The 25,898-nt window shown below is 40.9% G+C and carries 26 protein-coding genes; 1 reads left to right on the top strand and 25 read right to left on the bottom strand.

Features of this window, described 5'->3' with window-relative positions; genetic code table 11:
* Positions 1 to 27: 27 nt before the first annotated feature.
* The 13 genes from D8848_RS09840 to D8848_RS09780 form a co-directional block, all read right to left on the bottom strand.
* Positions 28 to 1,392, bottom strand: a complete 1,365-nt coding sequence (locus D8848_RS09840) for an amino acid permease (protein WP_070479450.1) — start codon at positions 1,390 to 1,392, stop codon at positions 28 to 30.
* Positions 1,393 to 1,466: 74 nt separating this feature from the next.
* Complete coding sequence (gene greA / locus D8848_RS09835) at positions 1,467 to 1,949, bottom strand: transcription elongation factor GreA (protein WP_125443734.1); 483 nt, start codon at positions 1,947 to 1,949, stop codon at positions 1,467 to 1,469.
* Between the two features lie 60 nt (positions 1,950 to 2,009).
* Positions 2,010 to 3,704, bottom strand: coding sequence for an endolytic transglycosylase MltG (gene mltG, locus D8848_RS09830; RefSeq protein ID WP_125443732.1), 1,695 nt, complete (start codon positions 3,702 to 3,704; stop codon positions 2,010 to 2,012).
* Between the two features lie 79 nt (positions 3,705 to 3,783).
* Positions 3,784 to 4,278 (bottom strand): GNAT family N-acetyltransferase, encoded by a 495-nt coding sequence (locus D8848_RS09825; protein ID WP_000405742.1) that lies wholly within the window; start codon positions 4,276 to 4,278, stop codon positions 3,784 to 3,786.
* 8 nt (positions 4,279 to 4,286) lie between these two features.
* Complete coding sequence (locus tag D8848_RS09820; RefSeq protein ID WP_000405279.1) at positions 4,287 to 4,742, bottom strand: GNAT family N-acetyltransferase; 456 nt, start codon at positions 4,740 to 4,742, stop codon at positions 4,287 to 4,289.
* Between the two features lie 9 nt (positions 4,743 to 4,751).
* Positions 4,752 to 6,086: a UDP-N-acetylmuramate--L-alanine ligase gene (gene murC, locus D8848_RS09815; protein ID WP_125443731.1), complete on the bottom strand. Its 1,335-nt coding sequence runs from the start codon at positions 6,084 to 6,086 to the stop codon at positions 4,752 to 4,754.
* Positions 6,087 to 6,096: 10 nt separating this feature from the next.
* The gene (locus tag D8848_RS09810; protein ID WP_125443730.1) at positions 6,097 to 6,714 is read right to left on the bottom strand and encodes a divisome accessory protein ZapJ; all 618 of its coding nucleotides are present in this window, start codon (positions 6,712 to 6,714) and stop codon (positions 6,097 to 6,099) included.
* Positions 6,715 to 6,761: 47 nt separating this feature from the next.
* Positions 6,762 to 9,860: a pilus expression-regulating Snf2 family helicase gene (locus tag D8848_RS09805; protein WP_125443729.1), complete on the bottom strand. Its 3,099-nt coding sequence runs from the start codon at positions 9,858 to 9,860 to the stop codon at positions 6,762 to 6,764.
* 92 nt (positions 9,861 to 9,952) lie between these two features.
* The gene (locus D8848_RS09800) at positions 9,953 to 11,119 is read right to left on the bottom strand and encodes a MalY/PatB family protein (protein WP_125443728.1); all 1,167 of its coding nucleotides are present in this window, start codon (positions 11,117 to 11,119) and stop codon (positions 9,953 to 9,955) included.
* Between the two features lie 7 nt (positions 11,120 to 11,126).
* Positions 11,127 to 12,221, bottom strand: a complete 1,095-nt coding sequence (locus D8848_RS09795) for a cystathionine gamma-synthase (RefSeq protein ID WP_016399612.1) — start codon at positions 12,219 to 12,221, stop codon at positions 11,127 to 11,129.
* Positions 12,222 to 12,385: 164 nt separating this feature from the next.
* A complete protein-coding gene (locus tag D8848_RS09790) occupies positions 12,386 to 12,841 on the bottom strand; it encodes a hypothetical protein (protein ID WP_060627812.1) in 456 nt (151 codons plus the stop codon).
* A 314-nt stretch (positions 12,842 to 13,155) separates the two neighbouring features.
* Positions 13,156 to 15,114: a peptide ABC transporter substrate-binding protein gene (locus D8848_RS09785; RefSeq protein ID WP_125443727.1), complete on the bottom strand. Its 1,959-nt coding sequence runs from the start codon at positions 15,112 to 15,114 to the stop codon at positions 13,156 to 13,158.
* 204 nt (positions 15,115 to 15,318) lie between these two features.
* Positions 15,319 to 16,941 (bottom strand): putative polysaccharide biosynthesis protein, encoded by a 1,623-nt coding sequence (locus tag D8848_RS09780; RefSeq protein WP_125393634.1) that lies wholly within the window; start codon positions 16,939 to 16,941, stop codon positions 15,319 to 15,321.
* A gap of 105 nt (positions 16,942 to 17,046) precedes the next feature.
* On the opposite strand from D8848_RS09780, the gene D8848_RS09775 reads away from it, so the two are divergent.
* Entirely contained in the window at positions 17,047 to 18,492 is a 1,446-nt protein-coding gene (locus D8848_RS09775) for a UDP-N-acetylmuramoyl-L-alanyl-D-glutamate--L-lysine ligase (RefSeq protein ID WP_125443725.1), read from the top strand.
* Between the two features lie 46 nt (positions 18,493 to 18,538).
* On the opposite strand, the gene D8848_RS09770 is transcribed toward D8848_RS09775, so the two are convergent.
* From D8848_RS09770 to rpsF, 12 genes are all read right to left on the bottom strand, one after another.
* Positions 18,539 to 18,730, bottom strand: coding sequence for a CsbD family protein (locus D8848_RS09770; RefSeq protein ID WP_125393636.1), 192 nt, complete (start codon positions 18,728 to 18,730; stop codon positions 18,539 to 18,541).
* A 101-nt stretch (positions 18,731 to 18,831) separates the two neighbouring features.
* The gene (locus D8848_RS09765; RefSeq protein WP_125393637.1) at positions 18,832 to 19,482 is read right to left on the bottom strand and encodes a DUF1803 domain-containing protein; all 651 of its coding nucleotides are present in this window, start codon (positions 19,480 to 19,482) and stop codon (positions 18,832 to 18,834) included.
* On the bottom strand, positions 19,466 to 19,978 hold the full coding sequence (locus tag D8848_RS09760; RefSeq protein WP_125443723.1) for a YiiX/YebB-like N1pC/P60 family cysteine hydrolase: 513 nt from the start codon (positions 19,976 to 19,978) through the stop codon (positions 19,466 to 19,468). The genes D8848_RS09765 and D8848_RS09760 overlap by 17 nt, the downstream gene beginning before the upstream one ends.
* An 86-nt stretch (positions 19,979 to 20,064) precedes the next feature.
* Positions 20,065 to 21,000 carry a manganese-dependent inorganic pyrophosphatase gene (locus D8848_RS09755; protein ID WP_125443722.1) on the bottom strand — a complete coding sequence of 312 codons (936 nt, stop codon included), beginning with the start codon at positions 20,998 to 21,000 and terminating at the stop codon, positions 20,065 to 20,067.
* Between the two features lie 224 nt (positions 21,001 to 21,224).
* Positions 21,225 to 21,521: a GIY-YIG nuclease family protein gene (locus D8848_RS09745; protein WP_125443720.1), complete on the bottom strand. Its 297-nt coding sequence runs from the start codon at positions 21,519 to 21,521 to the stop codon at positions 21,225 to 21,227.
* Positions 21,511 to 22,260 carry a tRNA1(Val) (adenine(37)-N6)-methyltransferase gene (locus tag D8848_RS09740; protein ID WP_000390769.1) on the bottom strand — a complete coding sequence of 250 codons (750 nt, stop codon included), beginning with the start codon at positions 22,258 to 22,260 and terminating at the stop codon, positions 21,511 to 21,513. The genes D8848_RS09745 and D8848_RS09740 overlap by 11 nt, the downstream gene beginning before the upstream one ends.
* Before the next feature lie 52 nt (positions 22,261 to 22,312).
* Positions 22,313 to 22,675 (bottom strand): S1 RNA-binding domain-containing protein, encoded by a 363-nt coding sequence (locus tag D8848_RS09735; RefSeq protein ID WP_000689605.1) that lies wholly within the window; start codon positions 22,673 to 22,675, stop codon positions 22,313 to 22,315.
* A 1-nt stretch (position 22,676) separates the two neighbouring features.
* Complete coding sequence (locus D8848_RS09730) at positions 22,677 to 24,077, bottom strand: bifunctional Cof-type HAD-IIB family hydrolase/peptidylprolyl isomerase (RefSeq protein ID WP_125443718.1); 1,401 nt, start codon at positions 24,075 to 24,077, stop codon at positions 22,677 to 22,679.
* Between the two features lie 83 nt (positions 24,078 to 24,160).
* Positions 24,161 to 24,664 carry a GNAT family N-acetyltransferase gene (locus tag D8848_RS09725; protein ID WP_125443716.1) on the bottom strand — a complete coding sequence of 168 codons (504 nt, stop codon included), beginning with the start codon at positions 24,662 to 24,664 and terminating at the stop codon, positions 24,161 to 24,163.
* A gap of 99 nt (positions 24,665 to 24,763) precedes the next feature.
* Positions 24,764 to 25,003, bottom strand: a complete 240-nt coding sequence (gene rpsR / locus D8848_RS09720) for a 30S ribosomal protein S18 (protein ID WP_000068664.1) — start codon at positions 25,001 to 25,003, stop codon at positions 24,764 to 24,766.
* A gap of 31 nt (positions 25,004 to 25,034) precedes the next feature.
* Entirely contained in the window at positions 25,035 to 25,505 is a 471-nt protein-coding gene (gene ssbA / locus D8848_RS09715) for a single-stranded DNA-binding protein SsbA (protein WP_000609606.1), read from the bottom strand.
* Between the two features lie 11 nt (positions 25,506 to 25,516).
* A complete protein-coding gene (gene rpsF, locus D8848_RS09710) occupies positions 25,517 to 25,807 on the bottom strand; it encodes a 30S ribosomal protein S6 (RefSeq protein WP_084923323.1) in 291 nt (96 codons plus the stop codon).
* Positions 25,808 to 25,898 lie beyond the last annotated feature (91 nt).

The following is a 25,898-nucleotide window of genomic DNA, read 5'->3' as shown; positions in this document are numbered from 1 at the left end:
ACCAAGCTAAGCTGATGAGTTTCAAATCTATTTTCTAAATTTCCACTGGCTGTAAATCCCGAAACCGATAATCCAGATAGCTGATCCGATTGCTCCTACAAAGGTAGACTCTTGTAAAAAGAGGGTTACAAAGACAAAGGCAAAGAAGAGCATGGTTAAAGGATTTAGGAAACGATAATGGGGCATGAGATAGCCATCCGCCATAAAGTCTGGTGACTTGCGGTATTTAAGGTGAGCCACCATAATCAAGATATAAATGGCAATATAAACACCTGATGATGATGCCGTAATCAAGGCAAAGGCATCTGAAACACCTGGCAAGACATTAATAAAGGCTGCTAGGGCAATCAAGATTGCTGAAGCGATGATGGCATTTTGTGGCACATTGTGGCGAGAAAGAGTATCTGCCTTAATCGCCTTTAAGAATGGATTTGGTGAATCATGAGCAATCTGGTACAAATGACGACCTGTTGAATAAAGGGTTGAGTTAAGAGCAGATGCTGCTGAGGTCAAAACGACGAAGTTAATCAAGGCTGCTGCCCACTTGATACCTGCCAATTCAAATACCGTAACAAAAGGAGAATCAGCCGATGCAAGTTCACGCCACGGAATGATAGCCATGATGGCTAAGAGAGCACCACCGTAGAAAAAGGCGATACGCAAAGGAATTTCCTTAACGGCTTTTGGCAAGACCTGACGTGGATTTTTGGTTTCAGAAGTTGTTACCCCGATAAACTCAATCATGAGGTAGGCAAAGAAAACCATCTGGAAGGCCATGACAAAGTTAACTCCACCATTTGGGAAGAGGGAGAAATTGTCGGCAATATTAGCTAAACTTGCTACTCCATGAGGTGTCTTAAAGCCTGTCAAGACCATAAAGACTCCTGTTGCAATCATGGCTAAAATAGCCACAATCTTGACCATAGCAAACCAAAACTCAACTTCCCCAAAGAGCTTCACTGCAATCAGATTGACCAAGGCTAGAATGGTCAAAAATCCAATCTCAATCATCCAACTTGGCCAGCTAGGGAACCAAAACTGAACATAGTGAGAGATCGCAGTGATTTCCGCCATACCGATAAAGACAACGGATAACCAGTAAGACCAAACTGAGAAGTAGCCCCAGCCCTTACCCAAATGGCGCGTGATAAAGTTGATGAAGGTATGTTGCTCAGGGTCTTGGTAGAGCATTTCCCCAACCGCACGCATCATGAGGAACATGAAAGCCCCAGTAATCATATAAATCAGTACAATGGAAGGACCTGTTAGGCTGATAGAGCGCCCCGCTCCCAAAAAGAGTCCTGTTCCGATTGTTCCAGCAATGGCCATAACCTGCACGTGACGATTGGTCAGACCACGCTCCATCTTATTTTTTTTCTTCTTTGAACTCATATAGTCTCCAATTCAATTTAAAATGGAAAAAGGAGTGAGTGAAGCGCACAGCCTCCCCACTCCTTTTTCTTTTTTTAGGCTGTTTTTTCAACCTTCAAGATTTTTACATCATAGCTACCAACAGGTGTTTCAATGGTTGCTGTGTCACCTGTTTTCTTGCCAATCAAGGCTTGTCCAATTGGGCTTTCATTTGAAACCTTACCTGCAAAGGCATCTGCACCCGCTGAACCTACAATAATATAAACTTCTTCCTCGTCCTCACCAATTTCTTGGATAGTGACCGTTTTACCAATCGCCACTTCATCATCCGCAACTGAGTCGCTATTAACGATTTCAGCATAACGGATTTTTGTTTCCAAGCTAGAGATTTGTCCTTCGACAAAGGCTTGTTCATCCTTAGCTGCTTCGTATTCACTATTTTCTGAAAGGTCACCGTATGAACGAGCAATCTTAATGCGTTCAATTACTTCTGGACGACGAACCAATTTTAATTCTTCTAATTCTTTTTCAAGTTTTTCCTTTTCCTCAAGGGTCATAGGATATATTTTTTCTGACATTTTTCTCAACTTTCTTTAGATAGTATTGAATCTCTATCTGAGATTCTCATTTTTGTAGTCTTAGTTTGAACTACTATTTTGAGTAAGCTTGCTATTGACGTGCTCAGCTACATTACGATCATGTTCTTCCTGTGTCACTGCGTAATAGACTTTACCATCTGTAACATTGGCTACAAAGTAGAGGTTCTCACTCTTTGTTTGGTTGATACTTGCTTCAATCGCGTCCTGACTTGGACTATCTACTGGACCAGGCATCAAACCAGGTTTGGTATAAACATTGTATGGTGAATTAATTGATGTATCAATTCCAGCATCGTCTGCTAGGCTGATATTTTGGCCAAGTTTCCCTTGAGCATACAAGATTGCAATATTGCTTTGAAGTGGCATACCAAGATTCAAACGATTGTAGAAGACACCTGCAATCAACTTACGGTCTTCAGTCTTAGCACCTTCTTTTTCAACAAGTGAAGCAATTGATAGCAATTCATTGACTGTCAAGTTTTTAGACTTAATTGCACTATAGTGCGGAGTCAAGGTCTTATCCATAGCTGCCAACATCTCATCAATCAAACTTTCAATAGTTGTGCTTTCCTTGATAGAGTATGTCGCTGGGAAGAGGAATCCTTCTAAACGATAACGAACTCCACTTTCTTTCGTTGGCAAGCTTTCGAGTAGGTTTGGATATTTAGCAACTTCTTGACTGATAAAGTTGTCATCTTGAACTTTAGCCAAGAAAGCTTCCGCTGTCAAAGGTTCTTTAAATTCACCTTGTAATTGGCCTACAGCTTGGGCAATTTGATCAATGGTATATCCTTCTGGAATAGTCAAATCTGCGAGTGAAGGTTCTTGAGGTTCAGGAGTACCACCTTTTTGGAGTTCCTTAATGATATCCTCTGTACTCATGCTCTTTTGCAAATTGTAATATCCAGCCTTCAAATCTGAATAATTTTTATATTTAGCATAAAAAGCAAAAATCACTCCGTGTTTAATCACACCAGAATTTTCAAGTGCTGAGCCAATCTCTTGGACATTGGCTCCTTCTGGGATTTGAACGGTTACATACTTCTTAGAATTAGCGTCAACTGGTAATAAAGATGACTGGACATACTGGTAACCGAAGTAACCACCTGCCGAAATCAAGGCAAGGAAAATCAGTAGAGAAATGAAGAAAGCCTTCAAATGTGATTTTTTCTTCTTGACAGGTTTAACAGTCTCACGACGACTACGACTCGGAGTTTCAGAAATGACTTCAACAGCTTCCGTTTCCATAACTGGTTCTGGTTTTGTTACTTCTTTCTGAGGCTCTTTTTTAGCTTCAGTCTTATAAGAAACAGCTACTCTTGTTGGAGTTACGTTGAAATCTTCTTCGACCTTTTGTGGACGATTAGTCTCTGGCCCTGGAACCGGTCTTGATGGACTTGCTTCAACTGGTGAAGCTGGAACATCTTGACTAGGGTGACGAGGAGTAATCGGAGCTTCTACTCTCGATTCATCTGCCGGTGATGCAGGCATATCCTCACTAGGATGTTTTGGAACACGTGGTGCATTCTCCATAATTTTTTCAACAGCTGATAGGGATGCAACCATAACATCTTCATCTGCGAGTTTTGTTTCAGGGACAAATAGAGCTTCTTTTTTCTCTGCAAGTTCAGTGGCCTCTTGGCGAATCCCTTCATAACGTTTTACTTTTTCTAAATCACGTAAAATCTGCTCTTTAAAGCTTAATTTTTCGTCTTCTCTTGGCTTTTCACTCAAAAGTTTATCCTCCTCGTTGACAATCCATAATATTATATCTTAAAAACGAAAGAAAAGCAACCTAGCATGCTTTTCTAGCTTATTTTTTAGCTTCCCAGACCATATCATACCATGTTTCCCCTGCAAAGGTTGACTGGGACTGGCCTTCATTGACAAATCCATGTTTTTCGTAGTAAGTAATGAGATAGTCATGACAGGTTAGGTTAATGCCTTCTCTTTCGTGTTCAAGAGCTAGTTCTTTCAAAGCTGTTAGTAATTTTTGACCAAGTCCGAGGCCCTGTGCCTCCTTGGCAATAGAAAGACAGGTCACAGAGATATAACCACCAGGCTCATGACTATAATCTTCTATCTCTTCTGTAAAAGACTGATCTTGTAGATGGCAGTGGGGGGCAACTGGTCCCTCTATATAACCAATAATCTTACCCTCTTTTTCTGCAACCAGAAACGAGGTCTGAATTTCTCGCAAATGCGCCTCAAAAACAGAGCGAGGAATGGCTTCTTCGATCGAAAAATTTTCTAGTTCAATCTCAACGATACGATCCAAATCTTCTAATCTTGCTTTCCTAATTTCCATTGTGCCTCCTAAAAAAAGAGATTAAACCAAATCATACTAAAACCTTGACTAGCTGCATAAAGCGAATCTGTCTCTTCTTCATCAATAAAACCGTTCATTTCAAAATAGGAAAGCAACTCATCCGGACTCTTCAAACGAATAGCTTTGTAATCCAGCTCAACTGCCACATCTTTCAAAGCCGCAAGAAGAAGCGTTCCCAAGCCCTGTCTCTGATGGTCAGTATCAATGACTAAAGAATGTATTTCTAGACATTTCGGATTGTGTGGGTAAGGACCGCCTAGAACATAGCCTAGAAGCTGATTTTCATCCCTAGCTAGAAGAAAGGTATCCGCAGATTTACGGATACTTTCTTCTAAAATATGGGAAGTTTGCTGCTTTTCAGCTGGAAAAGATGAAGCCTGAAGTTCCTCTATCTCAGCCAAATCAGACTTACTTGCCTGAATAATCTTAATTGGAATTTCCATGAGAACGTCCTATTGAACATTGCTTGTCAAGTTAGACAAGAGACGCTCAAATGAGTATTCATAGGTTTGGATATCTCCTGCTCCCATAAAGACATAAACAGCATTATCATGGTCAAGGAGTGGAGAAACATTTTCAACAGTGATCACTTGATGTTTTTTGTTGATTTTTTTGGCTAGGTCTTCTACCTTAACATCACCATGGTCCACTTCACGAGCTGACCCATAAATTTGCGCTAGGTAAACTGCATCCGCTTGATTCAAAGCGTGGGCAAATTCGTCCAACAAGGCAATGGTTCTTGTAAAGGTATGCGGTTGGAAGACTGCTACAATTTCCTTGCTTGGGTATTTCTGACGAGCCGCATCCAAGGTCGCAATGATTTCTGTTGGATGGTGGGCAAAGTCATCGATAATAACTGTATCATTAACAATTTTCTCAGTGAAACGACGCTTAACACCGGCAAATGTTTTCAAGTGTTCACGCACCAAGTTCAAATCAAATCCTGCTGTATAAAGAAGACCAATAACGGCTGTCGCATTCATGATATTGTGACGACCAAAGGTTGGAATGTGGAATTGCCCCAAGTCTTGTCCACGGAAATGAATGGTGAAGGTTGAACCAGTTGTTGAACGAAGAAGATCACTAGCTACAAAGTCATTGCCTTCTGCTTCAAAACCATAATAATAAATCGGAGCATCAGACGTAATCTTACGCAATTCAGTATCCTCACCGTAGATAAACAAACCTTTGGTAATTTGTTTAGCATAGTCGTTAAAGGCATTGAAAACATCCTCTAGACTTGTGAAATAGTCTGGATGGTCAAAGTCAATGTTAGTGATGATAGAATATTCTGGGTGGTAAGGCATGAAGTGACGCTCATATTCGTCAGATTCAAAAACAAAATATTTGGCATTGGCTGAACCACGACCGGTCCCGTCTCCAATCAAGAAGCTAGTATCAGTAATGTGAGACAAGACATGAGACAACATCCCTGTCGTTGAAGTTTTTCCATGCGCTCCAGCAACTCCCATGCTAACAAAGTCACGCATAAAGCTACCTAGGAACTCATGGTAGCGTTTGTAGCTAATGCCATTTTGGTCCGCATAGGCAATTTCGACGTTGTTATCTGGACGAAAGGCATTTCCAGCGATAATTTCCATATCACCGTCTAGATTCTTTTCATCAAAAGGAAGAATGGTAATCCCTGCCTGCTCAAGACCACGTTGAGTAAAGTAGTACTTTTCAACATCTGATCCCTGTACCTTATGCCCCATTTGGTGCAACATCAAAGCCAAGGCACTCATCCCTGATCCCTTAATTCCGATAAAATGATATGTCTTTGACATGTTTTCTCCCCTATTCTGTAATTCTTGTCAGATTCAACTCTTGAGCAACCTGACGTTCTTGTTCTTTTTGTTGATTCTTTTTATTGTAGATTTGGCTCTTCTTCAGAAAATCATAATTATTTTTCTTTGGACCTGAAGTTTCTTTTGGCTCAGATTGAGTCGAAATATTGCTCACTTCTTCCGCCAAGATGTAATGAGACTGGGTCAATTTTTGACTATATTTGACAAATTCACCAGGATTTTCCTTTTGGAAAGGCGCGGTAGGTTGATTGCCCTGCCTAACTAGACTTGGATGAGAATGGCGTCTTGTAGGAGTAATATCCTTAGTCAGATAACTTGCTGAGCGTTTCTTTTTCAAATCCGCACGCGCTTCTTCACGCGCCACCTCCGCATAGCTCTTTCCTTCTTTTTTAACTCCTAAACCAGATTTCTTAGGTTTCTCTACTGGTTTTTCAATCGGTTTTGCTGGCTTTTCTTCAGTAATAGGGGCCCACTCCAGATAATTCTTATCACAGTATTCTCCCTTGATATTACTGATAAAGTCAGATTCATCATAGAGGTCCATAACCGGCATTTCAGTCAGCATAACCTCATCATCTGACACTAATGGAAATCGTTCTTCTCTCATTTTCTATTTCCTTTCAACACTTCATTATAGCGTATTGTCTTGATTTTTCAAGTGCTGGCTTCAGAAATTCCTAAAATTTCTCTAATTTCTGCTAGGGTCAGACTGCCACGTGACTCTGTTCCATCCAATACTTGTGACACCAAATGTTTCTTTTGTTCTTGGAGTTCCTGAATTTTTTCTTCAATGGTTCCCCTGGTCACTAAGCGATAAACCTCAACCGTTTCTTCCTGCCCCATCCGATGGGCACGGCCAATGGCTTGCGCTTCCACCGCAGGATTCCACCAAAGGTCAACCAAAATAACCGTATCAGCACCTGTCAGATTCAGACCGACACCACCAGCCTTAAGAGAAATCAAAAAGGCATCTCTTTCTCCTTGGTTAAAGGCCTTGGTCATGTCTTGTCTTTCCTTGGCTGGGGTTGAACCCGTAATTTTAAAGGAAGTCAAGCCCAAGTCTGGCAGTTCTTGTTCAATTTTCTCCAACATTCCCTTGAACTGCGAGAAAATCAATACACGGTGTCCGCCATCTGCCACCTGGACCAGCAGGTCTCGGAGACTATCCAGTTTGCCACTGGCTCCCTGATAATCCTCCATAAAGAGGGCAGGAGTGTCACAGATTTGGCGCAAGCGCATCAAACCAGACAAGATTTCCACCCGACTTCGTTGGAATTCCTGATCTGAAACTTGAGCTAGACGGTCCCGCATCTGTTGCAACTGGGCTAGGTAAATAACCTTTTGCTGGTCTTCCAGTTCATTTTTATAAACCACTTCAATCAAGTCTGGCAATTCAGTCAGAACTTCTTCTTTCTTGCGCCGCATCACGAAAGGCTTGATAAACTGAGCCACTCGCTCAGCTGGTAATTTCATAAATTCTTTCTTGCTTGGCAAAAGTCCTGGCATGACGATTTGGAAAATAGACCACAACTCACCCAGATGGTTTTCAATAGGAGTTCCTGACAAGGCAAAAACTGACGGCACCACAAATTGTCTCAAGGTCTGGGCAATCTTGGTCTGGGCGTTTTTCATGACCTGAGCCTCATCTAAGAAAAGGAAGTCAAAGGCTATCCCCTGATAAAGATCGCTATCCTGACGGAAGGTGGCATAGCTCGTCACATAGATTTGATGGCTTTCAGCAAGAATCTCTTCACGACTAGCTTTCAAGCCATGAACAACAGCCACATCTAACTGTGGGGCAAATTTCTGAAACTCATCTGCCCAGTTGTAAATCAAACCTGACGGAGCTAAAATCAAAACCCGACTTTCTTTTGTCACTTGACTGGTCAAAAAAGCAATGGTCTGCAGGGTTTTACCAAGTCCCATATCATCAGCCAAAATCCCACCAAAACCATAATGATGGAGCATCTGCAACCAGCCGATTCCCTTTTCCTGATAGTCTCGCAAGTCAGCCTGAACCTGAGTTGCTTGCAAAGGAAAGTCCTCTGGATGCGTCAAATCGTGAGCCAGATTCTGGAATTCTTGTGAAAAAGAAACACGGTCACGTCCTTCAAAGAGATGAGCTAAACTGTAGGCCAAGGATTTCCGAGCCTGCAAGGCCCCATCTTTTAATTCAAACTGCCCCAGTTCCTGTAGATTTTGGCGAATTTTCTTGGTTTCTTCATCAAAAAAGTAGACTTGATTAGACGAACCAATGTAAAAATCTTGATTGGCAACCAAGGCCTGCATAGCTTGGTCAATTTCCTCTTGGGCAATATCTTGAAAATCAAATTGGATTTCCAAGAGGCCTCCCTTGGAAGCAATCTGTACTTGAGGGCTTGCTAGGTTATAGAGTTCTTCTAACTTGTCTGATAAAGCAACATTCCCGAGTTTTTCAAAGACTGGAATAATTTCGTGAAAGAAATGATAGACAGACTCTGCTTTTAAGGCCTGACGCCAAGATTGAAAATCTGCTTCAAATCCAGCTGCCAAACAGACTTGGAAAACTCTTTCTTCTAAGTCAGCATCACTCGAAAAAGGTAATTCTTCTAACTCTTGTCGGCTTGATACCTGCCTATCTCCATAATCAAACTGAATTTCTAAACGAATCCGATTATCCTCTTCCCTATCAAAATAAAAAGAGGGTTCAAAAGTTTTGATTTGTAGACGTTCTGGAGCTGAAACGATACCCATCTGGCTAAAAAGAGTTAAACAAAAAGCCAATTTATCTCTATCACTGCTATCAAATTGCAGGTATTTCTTTCCATGTTGATCCAAATGCAGCACTTTGATTTCCTTGAGAAGGCGCATCTGCTGGTCTGTTAGAAAATAAACCTGTCCTTTATGGAAAAGCACAGCTCCCTGATAAAAGACATTGACCCTTGGACTCTCACTGATTTCCATTTCAAAATAATCCGAGTATTCTGTCACTGTAAAGGCAAATAGATTAGCATCCGCATGCAAATCCTGAAAAAGCAGGATTTGGTAGCTATCTACTTGATGGTCAAATTGAAAATGGGGCAAGGTCATCAATAAATTCACACCCTGCTCAAAAAAGGTCAGAGGAAAAAAGAGGTGCCGACCTTGGTTTTGGAAAAAGAGGTCTGGAGCTAGTCCTTCCTCCGTTAGTCCACGCAAAAAAGTCAGAAGTTCTTGGCTGGCCTCATCAAAGGCTTCCCAAGACAGAGACTCCTCATAAGTTTTACCAATCATATAAGGTTTTCTCTTCTCGACAACTTTTAAAAAGAGTGGAATATCCCGAATAACGTAGTATTTTTGACTATTAATTTGCCCGATTCTCAGGGTCCACAAGATATGATTGCTTCCTGCTTCCACCTGACCCACAGCTGACAACTCATAGGCTCGGTCTGATTTTGGAGATAAGATTCGTTCCAAAAATTTGCCACCTAAGGTCACCTTGGTTTCAACGGCCTCTTTTTCCTCATGACCTTCTTCCAGACTCTGCAAGATTTCCTGACCACGCTCATCATTTTTCAGAAAATGCTCCAGAGCTGCCAAATGCACACAGTAGCCCCTCTTTTGGAAAAAATCGCAGGCACAAAAAACCAAATCATCCTCTAAACTATAGCGCAGTTCTTCTTCTGCAACGCGAGCGTAGAGCCGATTGTTCTTTTCCTTGATAATGTCAACCTTACCAGTTTCATAAAGGGCAACGCCTTCGATACGGACTTTCCCCGGAATCAATTTAGCCATATTTTTACCTTTACCTTATCTTTTTATTATACCATATTTTCGCCTATGAAAATAGCCTTCTAGGTATACTTTTCTCCTAGAAGGCTGGATTTTTAAAGTTTAGCAAAAGTCGTCACAATCCGCTGACACACTTCTTGCAGCAGGGATTTAGGCATGGCTACATTGAGGCGGGCATGAAGACTTCCTTCATCCCCATAATCCAAACCAGGATTGAGGATAACCTTGGCTTCATTTCTCAACAGCTCTTGTAATTTTTCATCAGTCAGGTCATAGGTTGAAAAATCAAGCCAAATCAAGTAGGTTCCTTGCGGTTTCATGACCTTGATTTTAGTCTCTTTTCCAAATAAATCTACCACATAATTAATATGGTCTTCAAAGACTTGCTTGAGTTCCTCTAACCAATCTTTACCGTATCGATAGGCGGCTTCTGTCGCCAAATAACCCAAGCCTGAAATCTCATGCTGGTTATTGGCCAACTGGCGTTTCTGGTATGCCACTCGCAACTTAGGATTTTCAATAACTGCATATGAATTTTTTGTTCCAGCGATGTTAAAGGTTTTAGTGGCACTACTCAAGACGATAGCAAATTCTTTAAAGTCAGGATTGATGGTATTGAAGGAATGATGCTTGTGACCAAAGAGAGCCAAATCTTGGTGAATTTCATCTGAAACTAACAAAACACAATGTTTTTGGCAGAGTTGGGCAATCTTCTCCAACACTTCCTTTTCCCAAACACGTCCACCAGGATTGTGAGGGTTGCAAAGAATATAGAGTTTGACATTCTCTTTCACCAAATCCTTCTCCAGTTGGTCAAAGTCAATCTCAAACAGACCATCCTTTTCCACCAAAGAATTGGTAATCAATCTACGGTTGTTCAACTTAACACTGCGTGCAAAGGGGGGATAGACAGGTGTGTTAATCAAAACCGCATCGCCTTCTTTTGTAAAGGCTTGAATAGCTGTTGAGATGGCTGGTACCACACCCTCGATAAAGACAAGAGCCTCTTTGTCAAAGTGGTAACCGTGTTGTGTGGCTTCCCACTTTTGAACTTCCTTAATTAACTCTTCACTGGCATAGGTATAGCCATAAACCAGTTGATCAGCATAAGTCTGCACGGCTTGGCGGATTTCAGGCAAGACCACAAAGTCCATATCCGCTATCCAAGCTGGTAGGACTTCATTATCCGTTTCTGCTTCTTTCCATTTATAGGTATGGTGCCCTAAACGATTGGGCAGGCTTGTAAAATCATATTTTCCCATCTTTATCTTATCCTTCCAAGGCTTGGCGCAAATCTGCAATCAAATCTCTAGCATCCTCAATCCCAATTGACAAGCGCAAGAGGTCATCTGTCAAACCATAAGAATGGCGGACTTCTGCTGGAATATCAGCGTGAGTTTGCGTCGTTGGATAAGTAATGAGACTTTCTACCCCACCCAAACTTTCCGCAAAAGAGAAGACCTTGAGACTGTTTAAAATGTGAGGAATGCGTGTTTCATCGGCTACTTTAAAGGAAATCATCCCCCCTCGACCAGTGTAGAGAACTTCCTTAACTGCTGGAGAATCCTTCAAAAAGGCAACCACTTCTTGGGCGTTAGCTGTTGAGCGCTCCATACGAAGAGACAGAGTCTTGAGACCACGAATCAATTGATAACTGTCAAATGGTGACAAAACTGCCCCTGTCGTATTGAGATTGTAAAAGAGCTTCTCGTATAGTTCTAAACTATTGGTCACAACCACTCCAGCCAAGACATCATTGTGCCCTGCTAGATACTTGGTTGCTGAATGGAGAACGATATCTGCTCCATCTTCAATCGGACGTTGGTAGATAGGGCTGTAGAAGGTATTGTCCACCACTACTTTGGCACCCTTAGCATGAGCCAACTTTGCTAGTTTTTCGATATCAAATTCCAACATCAAGGGATTGGTTGGCGTTTCGATATAGAGAACATCTACGTCCTTTTCTAACTCGGCAATCAGCTCTTCTTCTGTATTGGCATAGGTAAAATGGAAACGGCCTTCCTGCTCCACTTGATTGAACCAGCGGAAAGAACCACCGTAAAGGTCACGGACAGCCAAGACCTTACTTCCTACTGGAAAGACGCTAAAGGCCAGTACAATAGCTGACATACCTGAGCTAGTCGCTAGGGCATAGTCTGCTGACTCAATAGCCGCCAAGACTTCTTCCGCCTTACTGCGAGTTGGGTTTTTAGTGCGCGTATAGTCAAATCCAGTAGATTGACCAAACTCTGGATGCTGATAAGTCGTTGAAAAATGAAGCGGTGTCACCAATGCACCTGTCGCTTCATCTGATTTGATACCCGCCTGGGCCAAAATTGTGTTGATGTGTAATTCCTTGCTCATACAATACCTCCAAATCTATAGTAACTATTGTACCACTTATTTTCATCAACTCATTTTCTTCTTTTCAAGAGCTAGCTATAGTTTCAAACTATAGACTTATCGAGTAAAGCTAAAAAGAATCCAGAAAAGCTTCCAGATTCTTTTGTGAAAATGATTGCTGGGGCTTACTTAGACTGAAAGAAATCCTGTTGGGATAAATAGTCATAATGGTCTTTGTTAAATTGATATTGGCCCACATGCTGACTAATCTGACCAACTTCCACGGAAAAAATATAGTCTTCATTTTGATAGTGCCAGTTCAGCCTAACTGTGTTCAAGACTGTCTTATAAGTAAAATCTTTAACTTGATTCCAAGGCATCTCTACGACTTGATTAGAATGATTTTCTGTTACATCATTGATGTCCATCAAGTAGATTCCCTTAGGTGTGAATGCCAGAATCTTAGGCTTCACACTCGACTGAACATAGTAACTTCCTCCTATAACGAAAAAATCAATAAAGGATTTCAACCATGTCTTTTTCTTAAAAGCCATCAGAAAATTCTTTTGCCCTTCAATGTGGCAAGTTGAGAGAAATGATTCAATCTGTTTTTCTGTTGCAAACTCCATAATAGCGCCCATGATGTTACCTCCATAAAAATTAGTAAATAGGCAGATAAGAACTCTTCACATAAAAGAAGAACTTATCATTAGTTGCATTTTATCTTACTTTTTTAGTAGACAGCATCCCTCCTATAAAATCATCCTAGCATGTGCATACTTCAGTTAACACTGGAAGAGGATTTAAAAATAGCGTCTCACGTTTTTGTTATATTCATTATATCATAAATTCAATTAACTAAGAAAAAATGTAAGCACTTTTCTTCCAACTTCGCTATCATTCTATTAAAAAAACGACAGCTTCCTTCGAAACCATCGTTTTTCTTGAAAAATCCTTATTTGAAATGTTTTGCCAATTCTTCTTGGGCTTTTTTATTGGATTCTTCTTTTTCTTTCAACCATTTTTCTTTAGCTTTTTCATATTCATCTTTTGTGACTGTCTTATCTTGTAATTTGAGATATTTATATGATTCAACCCCTTTATTACCAGCCAATGAATATGGTGTTGAGAAAGGAACGATTTTTCTCAATGTTGGTGTTCCACCAAGTGAAACATTTGGAATTGCTAGAGAGCTATCCACCAACCAAGCTTGGGCATCTGCATATTTTTCATAGCGTTTAGCTGGATCTTGTTCCTTATTAGCTTCTTCCAACATTTGAGTGTAGACATCCAGTCCAACAGCCTTGGCTTTGTCATTGGCTTCACCTGGCTCTATACCTAGATTTTGCATCAAACCACCAGAATTAACGTTAAAGACATCAAGATAGGTTGAAGGATCTTGATAGTCTGCAGTCCAACCACCATTGTAAAGATCATAATCCTTCTGAGCTGCAGTTTGAGCAAGATAACCTGAACTATCATAGTCCTCTGTAGAAAGTTGATGAACATCAATCACAACATTATCTGCACCTAAGACAGATTCTATTGATTGCTTCATGGAATTAATCCCTTGAATTTCAGCCTTATTAGCCAAATCTATAGTTTTATCTAAGTGTATAGGGAATTGGACTCCTTTGGCTTGGAGTTCTTTCTTAGCTTCAGCAAATTTAGCTTTAGCTTTTTCTGGATTGTAGTATGGATCTTGGGCATCTGCAAAGTTGATTCCTTGCCATTCCTTACCATAGTTGACCATTTTAGACGCAACTACTTCACCAAAGTCTTTTCCATTGATACTTACGAAGTTTGGAGGAACAACTAGGTTACGCAAAATCTTAGTTGCCCCCTCTTCTCCTTGAGATTGGGCCCCATAGGCCGTACGGTCATAGGCAAAATTAATGGCTTGACGGAAGTTCTTGTTAAGAACCGCTTCTTGAGTCGATTTCTTTTCAGCATCACTTGTCTTGGAAGTGAATTTATAAGATTTTCTATCTAAATTGAAGTTTAAGAAGTAAGAAGTAGCATCTTGCATGCTATAGATGATATTGTCCTTATTCTTTTCTTTAATCCCTTCGAAGCTTGAACTGTTTGGATAGAGACGAGCATAGCTATAAACACCTTCGGTAAAATTACGTGCTAACGCATCTTGGTCACTACCATCAAAATAAGTCAATTTCACATCATCTACAAAGACATTTTTAGCATCCCAGTAGTTAGGATTTTTCTTGTATTCGATGACCGATTTTGAAACAAAGGATTTCATCAAGAAAGGTCCATTGTACAAAATGCTAGATGGATCTACCTTCCCAAAATCATCCCCTTTTGATTTCAAGAAATCCGCATTGACTGGGAAGAGAATAGTTGAGGTTGTTTTTGAGTTCCAGTAAGGTTCTGGTCGTGCCAAGGTATATTGAACGGTTTGGTCATCAAGAGCCTTGACTCCGACAGTTGAAAAGTCGCTTGTTTTACCAGTGATATAGTCATCTAAACCTGCAACGGATTCTTGCACTAAGTACAAGGCTTCTGATTTTTTATCAGCCGCATATTTCAAACCAGTGACAAAATCTTGGGCAGTTACAGGAGCATATTCATCTCCATCTGCAGTATACCATTTAGCATCTTTCCGCAGTTTGTAGGTATAGGTCAAACCGTCCTTAGAAACACTCCAATCCTCAGCCAAGGATGGGACATAGTTCCCATATTGGTCATTTTCCATGAGACCATCTACCAGGTTGGTCACAATATCAGTAGTTGTTGAACGGTTTTCTGCTAGATAGTTCAAACTAGATGGATCACTTGAATAAACATAATTGTATGTTTTTGACCCTGTGCTAGAATTTCCACAGGCACTTAACAAAATACCTGCACTTAACACGACACCTGCAAGCGTTGCATACTTGGCCTTAGACTTTTTCATTTCCAGAACCTCCTGATTTAAATATTTGTCTTATTATACATTACAGGTTTTATTTAGTCAATAGTTTTTTAAGTAAAATTTAAGAAAAATTAAATTACTATCTACAAATTATAAAAAATATAATACAAATTAATAAAAAAGAGAATAATCCAAGCATTTCATGATAGAAATGTTCAAATTATCCCTTTTATTTATAAATATTTTTTAAGTTAACTTTAATTTGATTCGTAAGCGATCTGCTTGAGCTTTTCCAATCACCTTATCCAATAAACGGGTACGAAGACTCAAGAATCCGTAAACTCCTCCCCCCATGGCACCGACAAGAGCTACATATAGGAAACTCCACAAACGTCCACTTGGTTGGAAGACAAATCCTAAAATCCACTGCAATGTCCCAACTACAAGAAACATGAAAAGAGTTAACAAACTGATTAAAATGGTTCGTTTCAAAATCACCTTGCGCTTAACACCAGTTACCTTGCAAATGTCCCGATACATCAAAACATTAGGAATAATAAGGCCGATGGTTGTGGAAATCAAAGGTCCATAACTGTGAAAGAGAGCAATGGTTGGCAGTTGTAAGACCAGCTTGGCAATGGAACCATAGATAAAATAGAGAACGGCCTTGCGGTTGCGGAACATGGCTTGAAGCATTGGAGACAAAACCATGTACAAGCCTAAAATAGTAGACTGCAAAACTGCAAAGACAAACAATCCCATAGCCAAACTATCTGGCTTACCATAGAAGACAGTATAGAGAGGTTCTCCTACCATGACTACTCCAACCGTTGCTGGTAGCAAGAATAGGAAAAGCATAGTGATGCTGTCCTGAACTAGACGAGAAGCTGCCTTCAAGTCCCCCTTAACATAGTTTTCAGTCAAAAGTGGCAAACCGACACTCCCAATCGAAACTCCAACCGAAATCAAAATCATAGTGATTTTATTAGGATTGGCAGAGAAATAAGAAAACATGACAATTAAGTCTTCATTACTATAGTTTGTAAACCACTTCATGCTATTGATAAAGGTATTTTGGTCCAAGATTTGGAAAAGCTGGATAGCAGACCCTGTCAAGATAAAAGGAATGGCTTCCTTAATGGTGTCGACCAAAAGACGCTTGCTGTTTATCTTATCTCCTGTTTCAAGGACTCTTTTAAGTAATCCTTCTTTGGCAAGGAAATAGATCAAAACTGCAAAACTAGCTACCATGCCGACAAAGGCAGCAAAGGTGGATTGGGTAACCGCTGCTAGATAATCTCCTGAGCCCATTTTCATAATCATAAAGGTAGCTAAAAGCATCCAGATAACACGAATGACCTGCTCAGCGATTTGGCTCATGGCATAAGGTTTCAGGTTATTCATCCCTTGGAAGAAACCTCGGATAACACTCATAGATGGGAAAATCAAGACCGCCCAAGCCAAGCTCTGCATGATTGGGATCAGGTCTTTCCCTACACCCGACAAGTCTGCTAGCCATGGAGCAAAGAGATACAAGACTAAAGCAAAAACCAGACCTAGTCCTGTCATAAAGCCTAAAAAGCTCCGAATCAGGGCAAAGCTATGCTCTTCTTCTCGCATGGTATTATACTTGGCCACTTGCTTGGCCACCGCAACTGGAATCCCTGCTGTTGAAATCAGCAAGAACCAGGCATAGATATTATAGCCCATGGTGAAGAGACCATTTGCTGTAGCCGCATAAGACCCCATCCAGATATACCAAGGGATGATATAAATGGCACCGAGTAGACGACTGATAAAGTTACTAGCCGTTAGCCAAGCAGTCCCCCGTAACATCTGGGCCTGCTGGTGATTGTTTTCGTTAGACATAGATTCCTCATTTAATTTTAATCACTAGGAAAAATTCCTCATCTTCCATTATAAACTTTTCCTTGTCACTTGTAAATTTACGACTTTCGGTTTACAATAGAAAGTATGATTAAGATTGAAACCGTATTAGATATTTTAAAGAAAGATAGTCTCTTCCGCGAGATTATCGACCAAGGACACTATCACTACAACTACAGCCATGTCGTATTTGATACCATCTGTTATGACAGCCGCAAGGCCAAAGAGAAGAGCCTCTTTTTCGTCAAGGGGGCTTCCTTTAAGAAGGAATTTCTGCTTTCAGCCATCTCTCAAGGCCTCGGTTGGTATATGGCTGAAGAAGACTATGAAGTTGGTATTCCTGCTATTATCGTCAGTGATATCAAGAAAGCCATGAGTTTGATTGCCATGGAATTTTATGGAAATCCACAGGACAAACTCAAACTCCTTGCCTTTACTGGAACCAAGGGTAAGACAACAGCAGCCTATTTCGCCTATAACATCTTATCTCAAGGGCATCGACCTGCTATGTTGTCAACTATGAACACAACTCTAGATGGCGAAACTTTCTTTAAGTCTGCATTGACAACCCCTGAGAGTATTGACCTCTTTGACATGATGAATCAAGCTGTGCAAAATGACCGTACTCACCTCATCATGGAGGTATCCAGTCAGGCCTATCTGGTCAAACGTGTCTATGGTCTAACCTTTGATGTGGGAGTTTTCCTCAATATCAGCCCCGACCATATCGGCCCGATTGAACACCCTAGCTTTGAAGACTACTTCTACCATAAGCGTCTCTTGATGGAAAATAGCCGAGCAGTTATCATTAACAGTGACATGGACCACTTCTCTGTACTAAAAGAACAGGTAGAAGATCAAGACCATGATTTCTACGGTAGTCAGTCGAGCAACCAAATCGAGAATTCCAAAGCCTTTAGCTTTTCAGCTACGGGTAAACTCGCTGGAGATTATGATATTCAACTCATTGGGCACTTCAATCAAGAAAATGCAGTTGCAGCTGGACTTGCTTGTCTCCGTCTCGGAGCTAGTCTTGAGGACATCAAAAAAGGAATTGCTGAAACCCGCGTTCCTGGTCGTATGGAAGTCCTCACTCAGAAAAATGGAGCCAAGGTTTTCATCGACTATGCCCACAATGGTGACAGTCTCCAAAAACTCATCAATGTGGTTGAGACTCATCAAACAGGAAAGATTGCTCTGGTCTTAGGTTCGACAGGAAATAAGGGAGAAAGTCGTCGTAAGGACTTTGGCCTCCTCCTCAATCAACACCCTGAGATTCAAGTCTTTTTGACTGCTGATGACCCCAACTATGAAGACCCAATGGCCATTGCAGATGAAATTAGTAGCTACATCAATCATCCTGTTGAAAAAATTGCGGATCGCCAAGAAGCCATCAAGGCAGCGATAGCTATCACAGATCAAGCATTAGATGCAGTTATTATCGCCGGTAAGGGAGCCGATTGCTACCAAATCGTCCAAGGCAAGAAAGAAGCCTATCCAGGAGATGCAGCCGTCGCAGAAAATTATTTATAAGATAGTAAAAAATCAAGGGAAATGAAACCCTTGATTTTTTCTATTTTTATTTAAAAGCGTTTTTCAAACCTTCAACGGCACCTTCTACAGCACCTTTAGCATCTTCAACTACTTCTTTTGCCTTAGCAACTGTCTTTTCTACAGCGCCTTCTGCTTCAGTCTTGCTATCCCCAGTAACTTTACCAAATCCTTCTTTGATAGAGCCTGTTGCTTGTTCCAATTTGTTTTCAAGTGACATATGATTGTCTCCTTTAATTTTATTCCGATATGTGTTACCGGTTACATATAGTTTATACCGAATACTAAGGAAAGTCAAACAATGTGCTCAGAAACAAGAAATCAGCCCAAGTAGAAAATTAATCTTTCCTTATCCAAATCGATAGCCAACTCATACTTTCCATCTTCATTTTGGACAATATAACCTAGGATAACTAAACTGTCCACAAAGATGTCACGGCGTTTCTGCATGAGCTGATCTTTTTTAAGAAATTTCAACAAAAAAGTCGTCATGTATTTGAGAGCATACTCAGGATTGACATCTCCTAAAATGTCATAAAGTTCCTGTTGTTTTTCTGTCAAAGGATACTGATGTTTTACCTTATAGAAATAATTGGACAGGGTCATTTTTGTTCGTGCAAAGTCCGTCTTTTCAACTAAAATAGCTGCATTGGTTTGATTTCGCAATTCCGTCTCAAAAGTCTGCTCCAACAAGGCTTGATAGATCAGACTATCTTCGCTGACAAAAATCTCTTGATCCAGTTCGAGACTATCAAGTGATTCAAACATGGGAAGATTGAGGTAATAACGCTTATTTTCCCGACGAATCAAGCCAACCTTTATATACTCTTCCATGAGTTTATCAACTGCAACATCTGGAAATTGAGCCTTGATTTCCCGCAAAATAACATCCTCATGCTGGTCCAGATAGCGGATCAATTCTCCAAAAAATGGCTGTCTCGTCAAACGAGATGGATTAAAAATCTGAATCATGAAGATTCCTTTCTTTACATTCTAACAGAGGCGATGCTGCCAACTGACTAGGATTGGTCCCCGGCTGGTTCAAAGGAACAGGCAGACCTAGTTCTCTGTAATACTCTCTCCAAAAATCACTAATCTCCTGCTCCCCATCCCCAAATTTCATGGGAATAGTTTCAAAAATGGGGAGAATTTCTGCTATATACTGGGAACAGTAAAAACCAGCTCCATCTGGATAGAAAGAAGCATTGTAGGGTGCCCCTAGATGTTTGCAAGCTTTTTCCTTCACAGACTGGATATCCATTTCTGGGTAGACATAGAGGTCGTACAAGTGATTGGACTCAAAGAAGTCTGCCGGTTCTTGACAGACAACACCAGCCTGTCCACTAGCGTGGTAAATCATCCCATCCAAATAAATGGCAACATGGTTATAGTTGCCTGTGGAAGTCTGGATGGCCTGTCCCATATCTGACTCATCTCTCACAAAAATCAAATCGCCATTTTCTAACATGCTTCACTCCTAGAAAAAAAGGAGCCGAAACTCCTTTCGATATAAGACAAACTAGCCTTTCCTAATTTGATTTGACACCCAAAATCTTAAGCATTAAAGCTTTCAGTCAATTGAGGTACCACTTGTTTCTTACGTGAAACGGCACCAGCAAGGAAGGCATGATTGTTTTCAAGTTTGAAGTTGAAAGCCGCTTCGACCTTGTCCATGTTAGCACCAAGTGCTAGAATTTCTGAGTTTGAGTTGACGATATCTGTAATCATCAAGACAAAGTCAGAGTAGCCGTTTGCTGTATTAGCAGCTTGAATTGCAGCTTCGATTTCTGCTTGGCGTTCCAAAACTTCAGCGATATCAACTGTGTTTACTTGAGCAACACGGACATTATTTCCGTTCAATTCGAAAGTCTTAGCATCGATGTCAATCAATTCTTCAGCAGATTTGCTTGCCAAGTTTGTACCAGCTTTCAACATAGCTAAACCATATTCTTCCAAGTTAACACCAGCCAATTCAGCCAATTCAGGAGCAATGACTGTATCTGTTGGGTGTGTTGTTGGTGATTTCAAAAGAAGGGTATCTGAAATCAAACCTGAAAGCATCAAACCAGCAATCTCTTTAGGCACAGCCACACCATGTTCTTTGAACATACGATAAACGATTGAAGACGCTGAACCAACTGGCTCCAAACGCATGTAGAGTGGGCTTGCAGTTTCAAAGTTAGCCACACGGTGGTGGTCTACAACACCATAAACTTCTACTTCAGCGATATCTGATACAGATTGTTGAAATTCATTGTGGTCAGTCAGGATAACTTGCTCTGCGCCTTCAGCTTTAGCAGAAGTGATAACACGCGGTGCTTCCACACCAAAATAGTTCAAGACAAAGGCTGTTTCTTCATTTGGAGTTCCAAGGGCAACAGCTTCCGTATCCAAACCGTAAGCTTCTTTTGCAAGGTAGGCAAAGGCTACAGATGACCCGATGGCATCTGAGTCTGGATTTTGGTGACCAAATACTAGAATCTTAGACATGATAATACCTCATTTTGTTTATTCTCTTTATTGTAGCATTTTTTTTGTTTTTTGACAAAAGTAAGAGGAGTCAAAGGACTCCTCACGATTCTTCAAAATAACTGATACTCTTCGAAAATCTCTTCAAACCTCGTTAGCTTCACCTTGGATTTTATATGTGACTGACTTCGTCAGTCTTATCTACAACCTCAAAGCAGTGCTTTGAGCAACCTGCGGCTAGCTTCCTAGTTTGATCTTTGATTTTCATTGAGTATGAGTAAATTTCTATCTTGATTTTCAGATAAAAATTGCTCCTTCTGCGGCCGTTTCTTACGCTTAAGCAGGGCTTCTGCCGACATGGCTTCTTCCTTGCTAGCAAAACCTTGAGCATAGATGAGTTTGACCGGCAAACGGGCTCGTGTATATTTGGCTCCCTTCCCACTATTGTGGACATCGAGGCGTCTTCTCACATCAGTCGTATATCCTGTATAATAGGAACCATCACGACACTCCAGCACATACATATAAGCCTTATGATCCATAATAAATCTCTTCAAGTTCGGGCGTATAGGAACCATCATCATTGTGGACAATCAAAGGCGGTAAGACCTTAAAACCACTTGTAGAGCCATCCTTGATAGCCTCAATCAAGAGCATGTTGGCTTCCTTTTCTCTTTTTGGATAAACAAACTGCAGGCGCTTAGGAGCTAGATTATGCCGTTGTAAGCTGTCCAAGATATCTAAAAGTCGATCAGGACGATGAACCATGGCCAAGCGTCCATTAGATTTGAGAATACTCTGGGCACTACGACAGATTTCCTGCAAATTGGTCGTGATTTCGTGGCGAGCCAAGAGATAATGTTCACTCTCGTTCAGATTAGAATGAGGATCCACCTTGAAATAGGGTGGATTACACAAAATCATATCCACCTTACTTCCCTGGATGTAAGCAGGCATATTTTTCAAATCATCACAGATGACCTCCATCTGCTCTTCTAAACCATTCAAACGGACAGAGCGTTCAGCCATATCCGCCAAACGCTCCTGAATCTCAACAGCCAAAATCTGTGCCTGAGTCCGAGTGCTAGCAAATAGCCCCACTGCTCCATTTCCAGCGCAAAAATCCACTATCAAGCCCTTTTTAGGAAAACGTGGAAAACGTGACAAGAGAACACTATCCACCGAATAGCTAAAGACCTCTCTATTTTGAATGATTTTGATATCTGTCGAAAAGAGCTGGTTAATGCGCTCTCCTGATTTTAATAATTGTTCTTCTTCCATGGTCTTATTATAGCAAATTCATATTAACATTACAAAAGATAGAGATTTCTAACTAGTGCTTCTGATTCTTCAAATGTTGAAGGGCTTCCTTGGTCCAAATTGGCATCATTCGTTTGAGAGGAGCAAAGCCATAGTTAAAACGGTCGCTTGAAAAGCGTCTCCGTCTTGGAAACTGGTGCTTTTCTTCCTCCAAAGTACGGATAGAAAGACTAGCTTTCCCTGTAAATTCATCTAAATCCACTACTTGCACTTGAACCTCTTCATCGACTTTCAAGGCTTCTTGGATATTTTCAATAAAGCCTGTCCGAATCTCTGAAATGTGAATCAGCCCCGTATCACCCGTTTCTAGCTCAACAAAGGCACCGTAGGGCTGAATCCCTGTAATACGGCCCTTTAGCTTATCACCGATTTTCATCTTAGTCCTCGATTTCAATTGTTTCAATCACGACATCTTCAACTGGCTTGTCCATGGCCCCTGTCTCAACAGCAGCAATGGCGTCCAAGACAGCGTAAGAAGCTTCATCAGCTAGCTGACCAAAAACAGTATGACGGCGGTCTAGGTGAGGGGTTCCACCTTGGTTGGCATAGATTTCTGCAATCGGTTCTGGCCAACCACCACGAGCAATTTCTTTCTTAGAATATGGCAGGTGTTGATTTTGCACGATAAAGAACTGGCTACCGTTGGTATTTGGACCAGCATTGGCCATAGAAAGGGCACCACGGATATTGTAAAGTTCTTCAGAGAATTCATCCTCAAATGATTCGCCGTAGATTGACTCGCCACCCATACCAGTTCCAGTTGGGTCTCCACCTTGGATCATAAAGTCCTTGATAATACGATGGAAAATGACTCCATCATAGTAGCCATCTTTTGAAAGTGCAACAAAGTTAGCTACTGTTTTAGGAGCATGTTCAGGGAAGAGCTTAATACGCAAGTCTCCGTGATTGGTCTTAATGGTCGCAAGAGGACCTTCTACTGTTTCAATGTCTACTTGTGGGAAATGCAATTCTTTTTCTACCATACCAAATCCTTCTAAGGCATCAAAAATGCCATCTTCTTCCAATGTTTTTGTAATATAATCTGCTTTTTCTTTGATGTTATCATGAGAAATTCCCATTGCAACGCTGATTCCTGCATAATCAAAGAGTTCCAAGTCGTTGAGGCCATCTCCAAAAACCATGACGTTCTCTGGTTTCAAGCCAAGGTGTTCCACAACCTTTTCCACCCCCGTCGCTTTGGAGCCTGAAATCGGCACAATATCAGACGAATGTTGGTGCCAACGAACCATGCGAAGTTTGTCTGAGAGACTATCAGGTAAGTGCAAGTCATCTCCTTTATCTTCAAAAGTCCACATTTGATAGATGTCTTCTTTCTCATGAAAATCTGGATCTACATCTAAATCAGGGTAAATTGGATTAATAGCTTCACTAATCATATCGGTGCGAGTCGACAACTTGGCATCACGACTCCCAACCAAGCCATACTCAATTCCCTCTTGCTTGGCCCAAGAAATGTACTCCTCAACATCTGACTTCTCGATCTGATGTTGATAAATAACCTGACCTTTTTTATCTTCGATATAAGCTCCATTTAAGGTCACAAAAAAGTCAGGCTTGAGATCACGAATCTCTGGCACTACACCAAAAATCCCTCGTCCAGAAGCAATACCTGTCAAAATTCCTTTCTCACGTAATTGCTTAAAAACAGTTGGGATTGAAGCTGGAATAAAACCTGTCTTTGAATTCCTCAATGTATCATCAATATCAAAAAAGACAATCTTGATTTTCTTTGCCTTGTATCTTAATTTGGCATCCATCTCACTACCTCTTTCAATCTAACTCTTTCCATTATACCATAAAGTAGCTAAATCCCACATCTCCCCAATAAAATCCTTGTCTCTTATTCGAATTCCTTTACTAGATACAGAACCAAATCATCATTATTTTGGCAAGTTGCATTCATTTCCAAGGGTTGATTTCGATACCAGACACCTGTCCCATCTGGAATGTAGCCCCGTCTGATATACAATCTCTGGGCAGGGCCATAGCCTAAGTGCAAACCTACACCAAGAGTGACCTGGCTCGAAACAAACTTGACTCGTTTTTCTGCTTCTTCTAGCAGTTGATTCCCAATCCCTTGATTTCGAAAAGGCTCAAACACATTAAAATCTGATAATTCTGGATAGACTTCTGCAAAAGGACCATGTTTAGCAGAGGGCAAAATGGTAACATAGCCCGCTACAGCACCATCAATCTCTGCAACTAAGACTTCTCTCTCCCCACTTTCCTGTTCCAGAAAATATCTAGCCAAAATTTCCTCTCTACCAGGCCAACCTTGATTCATAAATCCATGAGATAAGGATTCAATATCAGACTTAATCATATTTCTAATCGTGCAATTCATCTTTGACTTACCCACCTGTATTCTTTCTATTACCATTATAGCACGCCAAGTTCAGAAAAAAACTATCTCGTGAAAAAAAGACCCAACCGGGTCTTTTCTTTAATCTTCGTTTACGAAAGGCATCAAAGCCATTACGCGAGCGCGTTTGATAGCTGTTGTTACTTTACGTTGGTTTTTAGCTGAAGTTCCTGTTACACGACGAGGAAGGATTTTCCCACGTTCTGAAACGAAACGGCTAAGAAGCTCAGTATCTTTGTAATCAACATATTCAATTTTGTTTGCTGCGATGTAATCAACTTTTTTACGGCGTTTGAATCCGCCACGACGTTGTTGAGCCATGTTTTTTCTCCTTTATAATTTTAGTTGTCCATTAGAATGGTAAATCATCATCTGAAATATCCAATGGATTTGTTGCTCCAAATGGATTTTCATCACGTGAAAAGTCTGGTACTGAATTTGTAGGTGCTGAATAGTTTGCAGTTGGTGCAGAGTAAGCTCCACCTGTATGACCCTCACGCACACTACGGCTTTCCAACATTTGGAAATTCTCAGCCACGACCTCTGTCACGTAGACACGTTGTCCTTGCTGGTTATCGTAACTACGAGTCTGGATACGACCTGTCACCCCGATAAGTGAGCCTTTTTTAGCCCAGTTAGCAAGGTTTTCAGCCTGTTGGCGCCACATAACGACATTGATAAAATCAGCCTCACGTTCGCCATTTTGACTCTTAAATGTACGGTTTACTGCAAGAGTAAAAGTCGCAACTGCTACATTTGATGGGGTATAACGCAACTCAGCGTCACGTGTCATACGCCCTACAAGTACAACATTGTTAATCATAGTTTACCTTCTTACGCGTCAGTTTTGACGATCATGTGACGAAGAATGTCAGCGTTGATTTTTGAAAGACGGTCAAACTCTTTAAGAGCTACGTCGTCGTTTGCTTCAACGTTAACGATGTGGTAAAGTCCTTCACGGAAATCTTGGATTTCGTATGCAAGACGACGTTTTTCCCAAGATTTTGATTCAACAACAGTTGCACCGTTGTCAGTCAAAATAGAGTCAAAACGTGCTACCAAAGCGTTTTTAGCTTCTTCTTCAATGTTTGGACGAATGATATAAAGAATTTCGTATTTAGCCATTGATATGTTCCTCCTTTTGGTCTAATGACCCCAAGACTTTGCAAGGGGTAAGTGAGGTTCGCTCACAATAAACTATTATACTAAAAAAAAA

It is taken from the genome of Streptococcus mitis (assembly GCF_003942775.1).
Lineage (GTDB): Bacteria > Bacillota > Bacilli > Lactobacillales > Streptococcaceae > Streptococcus > Streptococcus mitis_CN.
This window is presented reverse-complemented; position numbering and strand designations above follow the sequence as displayed.

Excerpts from the sequence above, each read along its gene's own strand:
- D8848_RS09840 (WP_070479450.1), bottom strand. The coding sequence starts at position 1,392 with ATGAGTTCAAAGAAGAAAAAAAATAAGATGGAGCGTGGTCTGACCAAT.
- greA (WP_125443734.1), bottom strand. The coding sequence starts at position 1,949 with ATGTCAGAAAAAATATATCCTATGACCCTTGAGGAAAAGGAAAAACTT.
- D8848_RS09825 (WP_000405742.1), bottom strand. The coding sequence starts at position 4,278 with ATGGAAATTAGGAAAGCAAGATTAGAAGATTTGGATCGTATCGTTGAG.
- D8848_RS09820 (WP_000405279.1), bottom strand. The coding sequence starts at position 4,742 with ATGGAAATTCCAATTAAGATTATTCAGGCAAGTAAGTCTGATTTGGCT.
- murC (WP_125443731.1), bottom strand. The coding sequence starts at position 6,086 with ATGTCAAAGACATATCATTTTATCGGAATTAAGGGATCAGGGATGAGT.
- D8848_RS09810 (WP_125443730.1), bottom strand. The coding sequence starts at position 6,714 with ATGAGAGAAGAACGATTTCCATTAGTGTCAGATGATGAGGTTATGCTG.
- D8848_RS09805 (WP_125443729.1), bottom strand. The coding sequence starts at position 9,860 with ATGGCTAAATTGATTCCGGGGAAAGTCCGTATCGAAGGCGTTGCCCTT.
- D8848_RS09800 (WP_125443728.1), bottom strand. The coding sequence starts at position 11,119 with ATGGGAAAATATGATTTTACAAGCCTGCCCAATCGTTTAGGGCACCAT.
- D8848_RS09795 (WP_016399612.1), bottom strand. The coding sequence starts at position 12,221 with ATGAGCAAGGAATTACACATCAACACAATTTTGGCCCAGGCGGGTATC.
- D8848_RS09790 (WP_060627812.1), bottom strand. The coding sequence starts at position 12,841 with ATGGGCGCTATTATGGAGTTTGCAACAGAAAAACAGATTGAATCATTT.
- D8848_RS09785 (WP_125443727.1), bottom strand. The coding sequence starts at position 15,114 with ATGAAAAAGTCTAAGGCCAAGTATGCAACGCTTGCAGGTGTCGTGTTA.
- D8848_RS09780 (WP_125393634.1), bottom strand. The coding sequence starts at position 16,941 with ATGTCTAACGAAAACAATCACCAGCAGGCCCAGATGTTACGGGGGACT.
- D8848_RS09775 (WP_125443725.1), top strand. The coding sequence starts at position 17,047 with ATGATTAAGATTGAAACCGTATTAGATATTTTAAAGAAAGATAGTCTC.
- D8848_RS09770 (WP_125393636.1), bottom strand. The coding sequence starts at position 18,730 with ATGTCACTTGAAAACAAATTGGAACAAGCAACAGGCTCTATCAAAGAA.
- D8848_RS09765 (WP_125393637.1), bottom strand. The coding sequence starts at position 19,482 with ATGATTCAGATTTTTAATCCATCTCGTTTGACGAGACAGCCATTTTTT.
- D8848_RS09760 (WP_125443723.1), bottom strand. The coding sequence starts at position 19,978 with ATGTTAGAAAATGGCGATTTGATTTTTGTGAGAGATGAGTCAGATATG.
- D8848_RS09755 (WP_125443722.1), bottom strand. The coding sequence starts at position 21,000 with ATGTCTAAGATTCTAGTATTTGGTCACCAAAATCCAGACTCAGATGCC.
- D8848_RS09745 (WP_125443720.1), bottom strand. The coding sequence starts at position 21,521 with ATGGATCATAAGGCTTATATGTATGTGCTGGAGTGTCGTGATGGTTCC.
- D8848_RS09740 (WP_000390769.1), bottom strand. The coding sequence starts at position 22,260 with ATGGAAGAAGAACAATTATTAAAATCAGGAGAGCGCATTAACCAGCTC.
- D8848_RS09735 (WP_000689605.1), bottom strand. The coding sequence starts at position 22,675 with ATGAAAATCGGTGATAAGCTAAAGGGCCGTATTACAGGGATTCAGCCC.
- D8848_RS09730 (WP_125443718.1), bottom strand. The coding sequence starts at position 24,077 with ATGGATGCCAAATTAAGATACAAGGCAAAGAAAATCAAGATTGTCTTT.
- D8848_RS09725 (WP_125443716.1), bottom strand. The coding sequence starts at position 24,664 with ATGAATTGCACGATTAGAAATATGATTAAGTCTGATATTGAATCCTTA.
- rpsR (WP_000068664.1), bottom strand. The coding sequence starts at position 25,003 with ATGGCTCAACAACGTCGTGGCGGATTCAAACGCCGTAAAAAAGTTGAT.
- ssbA (WP_000609606.1), bottom strand. The coding sequence starts at position 25,505 with ATGATTAACAATGTTGTACTTGTAGGGCGTATGACACGTGACGCTGAG.
- rpsF (WP_084923323.1), bottom strand. The coding sequence starts at position 25,807 with ATGGCTAAATACGAAATTCTTTATATCATTCGTCCAAACATTGAAGAA.